Annotated in this window: 5 protein-coding genes and 1 other RNA gene; 5 read left to right on the top strand and 1 reads right to left on the bottom strand. The window is 65.9% G+C overall.

Annotation, left to right across the window (positions count from 1 at the left end; translation table 11 throughout):
- Window positions 1-221: 221 nt before the first annotated feature.
- Window positions 222-1,076 (bottom strand): transporter substrate-binding domain-containing protein, encoded by an 855-nt coding sequence (locus CVM73_RS38510; RefSeq protein WP_100236912.1) that lies wholly within the window; start codon window positions 1,074-1,076, stop codon window positions 222-224.
- Window positions 1,077-1,260: 184 nt separating this feature from the next.
- Between CVM73_RS38510 and ffs the strand changes: the two genes are divergently transcribed.
- The 5 genes from ffs to CVM73_RS38485 all read left to right on the top strand — a co-directional run bounded on the left by ffs (window position 1,261) and on the right by CVM73_RS38485 (window position 4,683).
- An RNA gene (gene ffs / locus CVM73_RS38505) (signal recognition particle sRNA small type) lies at window positions 1,261-1,357 on the top strand.
- A gap of 94 nt (window positions 1,358-1,451) precedes the next feature.
- Window positions 1,452-3,272 (top strand): DNA polymerase III subunit gamma/tau, encoded by a 1,821-nt coding sequence (locus CVM73_RS38500; RefSeq protein ID WP_100236911.1) that lies wholly within the window; start codon window positions 1,452-1,454, stop codon window positions 3,270-3,272.
- A 24-nt stretch (window positions 3,273-3,296) separates the two neighbouring features.
- On the top strand, window positions 3,297-3,617 hold the full coding sequence (locus CVM73_RS38495) for a YbaB/EbfC family nucleoid-associated protein (RefSeq protein ID WP_061879603.1): 321 nt from the start codon (window positions 3,297-3,299) through the stop codon (window positions 3,615-3,617).
- Window position 3,618: 1 nt separating this feature from the next.
- Window positions 3,619-4,221, top strand: coding sequence for a recombination mediator RecR (gene recR, locus CVM73_RS38490; RefSeq protein ID WP_100236910.1), 603 nt, complete (start codon window positions 3,619-3,621; stop codon window positions 4,219-4,221).
- Window positions 4,222-4,248: 27 nt separating this feature from the next.
- Window positions 4,249-4,683 (top strand): hypothetical protein, encoded by a 435-nt coding sequence (locus tag CVM73_RS38485; protein ID WP_100236909.1) that lies wholly within the window; start codon window positions 4,249-4,251, stop codon window positions 4,681-4,683.
- Window positions 4,684-4,871 lie beyond the last annotated feature (188 nt).

The following is a 4,871-nucleotide window of genomic DNA, read 5'->3' as shown; positions in this document are numbered from 1 at the left end:
TCCCCCCCCCCCCCGCCCCACACCCCGACCCCGTGCCGCCGCGTCCGCGGTGCCCCTCCCCCGCTTGCGGGGCAGGTCGACGCGCGTAGCGCGGCGGGTGGGGGCTCTCTCCTCTTGGGGAATCTCTTTGTGGAGACACCCCCACCCCAACCCTCCCCCGCAAGCGGGAGAGGGGGCAGAGCGGAGTGCGCGGAGCGAGCCAGCCCTGACTTCATCACATTTTACAACGATACCCCCGGCGGAATGTCCGCTTCCGTCACGCCCACCAGCTCCATATTCGTGATGATCGCGTTGCGGATGAAGCCGAGGCCCTTGTTGAAGTCGATCCAGGTGTTGACGTAGTCGCGCCAGGTCTTGTCGGTCTCGCGGCGGAAGCCGGCGTTCGACGTCGTCGCGAAGATCGGCGTCGGCAGCACGAGCTGGCCGAGCGAGGGATTCTTCTTCAGCACGGTCAGTGACAGCATGGTGATCAGGCACTGCGCATCGACGCGGCCGGTCTGCAGCGCGGCGGTGGCATCGTCCGCGGTCTTCAGCCGCGTGATCTGCGCCTTCGGCGTCAGGCGGCTGACGACCTGGTCGTGCGAGGAGCCCTGGTCGACCGCGATCTTGATGTCGGGCGAGTTCAGCTCGGCCCAGCTCTTGGGCTTGAAGTCTTTCTTGCAGAGGATGGCGAAGGCGTTGTTGAAGACCGGCACCGAGAAGTCGATCACCAGCGCGCGCTTCGGCGTCGGGTTGAGGCCGAAGAAGATGTCGATCTTGTTGGCCTGCAGATCCAGCACCGAATTGCCCCAGGTGGTCTCGGTGATCTCGAGCTCGGCCTCCATGTCGTCGGCGAGGCCCTTGGCAATGTCGATGTAAAAGCCCTTCCACTGGCCGGAGGCGAGGTCCTTCATGTAATAGGGCGCGCCGCCGCCGACCGCGCCGATCCGCATCTTCTTGGTCCGGCGGATGCGGGCGAAGGTCGATTCGTTCGGATCGGCGGTCTGGGCCACGGCCGGGGCGGCCAGCGTCCCCGCAGCCGCCGCACCAATGGCGCCAAGTCCGACAATCGATGCAACATCACGACGTGTAACCATTGGGATCAATCGCTTTTCTGGTTGGGTGGAGTTCCGGCAGGCGTTCTTAGCAAGGTGGTCCGTACGGCGAAAGCACAGCCTGTTGGCTGGGCAGATCGGGAATTGCCCGGATGCTGGGCAAACGCAAGCTGTTCAAGCCGATACCCGCTTGCTTTCCGCTCCCTTTGGCCCCAAATAGGGACCGGGAGATTGGCGGTGGACGAGCCACTCGCCAACCGGGTCAGGTCCGGAAGGAAGCAGCCCTAACGAGGTCCGGATCGGGTCGCTCGTCAGTCTCCTACCTGTTTTTCCGAGCGAATTGCGTCGGCGGGCCTCCCGCCAGCGCGCTCCTTTCCGCAAAAGCCGGCCGAGAGAGATTTCATTGCGGATCGACCGATGACCGACGCTGGCGCCCCCCAAAATCCTGACAGCGCCGGCCCGGCTGGCAACACGCCCTACCGGGTGCTGGCGCGCAAATACCGTCCCTCCAGCTTCGACGACCTGATCGGCCAGGAGGCCGTGGTCCGCACCGTCTCCAATGCGTTCGAGACCGGGCGCATTCCGCAGGCCTGGATCCTCACCGGCGTCCGTGGCGTCGGCAAGACCACCACCGCGCGCATCCTGGCCCGTGCGCTCAACTACGAGATGCCGGACGGCTCGGTGAAGGGGCCGACCATCCACATGCCGACGTTAGGGGTGCATTGCCAGGCGATCATGGAAAGCCGGCACATGGACGTGCTGGAGATGGACGCCGCCTCGCATACCGGCGTCGACGATGTCCGCCAGATCAATGACAGCGTGCGCTATGCCCCGGCCAGCGCCCGCTACAAGGTCTACATCATCGACGAAGTCCACATGCTGTCGACGGCGGCGTTCAACGCCTTCCTGAAGACGCTGGAGGAGCCGCCGGAGCACGCCAAGTTCGTGTTCGCGACGACCGAGATCCGCAAGGTTCCGGTCACCGTGCTGTCGCGCTGCCAGCGTTTTGACCTGCGCCGGGTCGAGGCTGACGTGCTGATGAAGCACCTTGCCAACATCGCGGCCAAGGAAAGCGTCGAGATCGAGCCGGAGGCGCTCGGCATCATCGCCCGCGCCGCCGAAGGCTCGGTGCGTGATTCGCTGTCGCTGCTCGACCAGGCGATCGCCCATGCGGCAGGCCAGGTAAAGGCCGATGCGGTCAGGCAGATGCTGGGCCTTGCCGACCGCACCCGCGTCATCGACCTGTTCGAGTCGCTGGCGCGCGGCGACATCGCCGCCGCCTTCAAGGAGTTCCGCGACCAGTACGATGTCGGCGCCGACCCGATCGTCGTGCTCTCGGATCTCGCCGAGTTCGTCAATTTCGTCACCCGCGTGAAGGTCATTCCGGCAACCGCCGACAACGTCGCCTATGGCGAGACCGAGCGGGTTCGCGCGCGGGACTTCGCGGCCAAGATTTCCATGCGCGTGCTGTCGCGGATGTGGCAGATGCTGCTCAAGGGCATCGCCGAGGTGCAGTCCGCAACGCGCCCTGCGGCCGCGGCCGAAATGGTTCTGGTGCGCATCGCCTATGTCGCCGACCTGCCGACGCCGGACGAAGCGATCAGGATGCTGGAGCAGAACGGCGGCGGCTCGCCCGTCGTGAACGGCGGCGGTGCGGCGCGCAGCGCGCCTTCCGCGCCGGTTGCGTCCGCGGCCCCTGTCCGCATGCCGACCTCGTCGCCGTCCTCGTTCGGCGGCGGCGCTGCCCGGCCGCAGATGGTGGCGCCCGCGCCGGATCCGCAAGGCGCGGCTCCCCAGCTGCGCATCACGAGCTTCACCCAGCTCGTCGCGCTCGCCGGGCAGAAGCGCGACCTCATGACCAAGGGCGCGCTCGAAGGCGACATGCGCCTCGTCCGTTTCGAGGAGGGCCGGCTGGAGGTCGCGCTCGAGCCCAACGCTTCCAAGACCATGATCTCGGAGCTTGCGAAGAAGTTCGAGCTGTGGACCGGCCGGCGCTGGACCGTGATCGTCTCCAACGAGCAGGGCCAGCCGACGCTGCGCTCGGTGAACCAGGCCGCCAAGCAGGAGCATGCCCGTACCGCCGAGGCCGATCCGCGCGTGCAGGAGGTGCTGTCGCGCTTCCCCGGCGCCAAGGTCGTCGAAGTCCGCAGGCTTGCCCCCGAGACGCCGGAATCCAATATTAACGCTGATTATGGCAGTGACGATCCGCTGGACGGTTCCGACGGCGACGATCTCTGAGCCTCTTTCAAGGACACGCGAGCTATGGCTGATTTTCTCGGCATGATGAAGCAGGCGGCGCAGCTGCAATCCAAGATGCAGGAGATGCAGGACCAGCTCGCCAACGTCGAGGTCGAGGGCATCTCCGGCGGCGGCCTGGTCGCCGTGCGCATGACCGCGAAGATGGACGTCAAGGGCATCAAGATCGATCCCTCGCTGATGAAGGCGGAGGAGCGCGAGGTGCTGGAAGACCTGCTCGTCACCGCCCTCAGTGATGCGCGCCGCAAGGCGGAGACGGCCATGCAGGAGAAGATGCAGGCCCTCACCGGCGGGCTCGGCCTGCCGCCGGGGCTGTTCGGCCAGTAAGATGGGCGCTGTTGCAGGTCCTGAGATAGAACGGCTGGTCCAGCTTCTGGCGCGGCTGCCGGGCCTTGGTCCGCGCTCGGCGCGGCGCGCGGCGCTGCACCTGATCAAGAAGCGCGAAGCGCTGATGATGCCGCTGTCGTCGGCCCTGCAGGTCGCGCTCGACAAGGTCGAGGTGTGCAAGACCTGCGGCAACATCGACACGCAAAATCCCTGCACCGTCTGCACCGATCCGAAGCGCGACCCCTCCATCATCGTCGTCGTCGCCGATGTCGCCGACCTCTGGGCGCTGGAGCGGGCCAACGCGACCCAGGGGCGTTATCATGTGCTCGGTGCGACATTGTCGCCGCTCGACGGCGTCGGCCCGCAGGACCTCACCATCGACGCGCTGGTGGCGCGCGCGCATGATCCGCAGGTGCACGAGATCATCCTGGCGCTGAATGCGACGGTGGACGGCCAGACCACGGCGCATTACATCACCGACCTGCTTCAGGACGCCAACGTAAAAGTAACCCGGCTCGCCCATGGTGTGCCGGTCGGTGGCGAGCTTGATTATCTCGATGAAGGTACGCTATCGGCCGCCATGCGGCAGCGTACCCTGTTCTAGCTATCCAGAACTTACGGAACGGACGATATGACGAAACTTTTCGCCACACGCTTGGCTTTGGCCGCGACGATGATGCTGGTGGTGACTCCGGCCATCTCGGCACAGCAGGACGATGCGGCGCCGCCGCCGTCCAAGCCCGGCAAGCCGATCAACACCGGCGACGTGCTCTCCGGAGAGCTCAACGCGATGAAGGTCCGCGACGTCAAGAACGGCAAGCGCGTCGCGACCTACCAGATCACCTCCGAGCCGCGCCGCCTGCCGCCGCCGAACGGGCTCTGCAATCTCGAGACCGGCCCCGAGACCTTCCAGCTCGTCACCTCCAGCGACGCACAGGCCGCGCAGTTGAAGTCGTTCGTCGGCAAGGAAATCTCGGTCAAGGTCGACGAGATCGCCTGCGCCAGCGATGCCGGCCAGATGAGCGAGGCCGTGATCACGAAGTGGAGCCTGATCAAGAAGCAGTAGGAGGCGAGGCGCGAAGTGCGTCCCCCACTGTCGATGTCGTCGCCCGGCTTGACCGGGCGACCCAGGGCGAATTCAATCGGTCGTTGCAACACCTTGACAAAGGAGGTTGCGATGACGCGGTCCCAAGGAATTCTGCGAGAGAGTTGTAGGCCGTTCTGGGCTGCGATTGCCGCGGGGCGCTCGAGCGA

The sequence above is a fragment of the Bradyrhizobium forestalis genome (assembly GCF_002795245.1).
GTDB classification, from domain to species: Bacteria; Pseudomonadota; Alphaproteobacteria; order Rhizobiales; family Xanthobacteraceae; genus Bradyrhizobium; species Bradyrhizobium forestalis.
Note: the sequence above shows the minus strand (reverse complement) of the source record. Positions and strands in the feature narration are given on the sequence as shown.

Coding starts and splice junctions, on each gene's coding strand:
- CVM73_RS38510 (WP_100236912.1), bottom strand. CDS start 1,076: ATGGTTACACGTCGTGATGTTGCATCGATTGTCGGACTTGGCGCCATT.
- CVM73_RS38500 (WP_100236911.1), top strand. CDS start 1,452: ATGACCGACGCTGGCGCCCCCCAAAATCCTGACAGCGCCGGCCCGGCT.
- CVM73_RS38495 (WP_061879603.1), top strand. CDS start 3,297: ATGGCTGATTTTCTCGGCATGATGAAGCAGGCGGCGCAGCTGCAATCC.
- recR (WP_100236910.1), top strand. CDS start 3,619: ATGGGCGCTGTTGCAGGTCCTGAGATAGAACGGCTGGTCCAGCTTCTG.
- CVM73_RS38485 (WP_100236909.1), top strand. CDS start 4,249: ATGACGAAACTTTTCGCCACACGCTTGGCTTTGGCCGCGACGATGATG.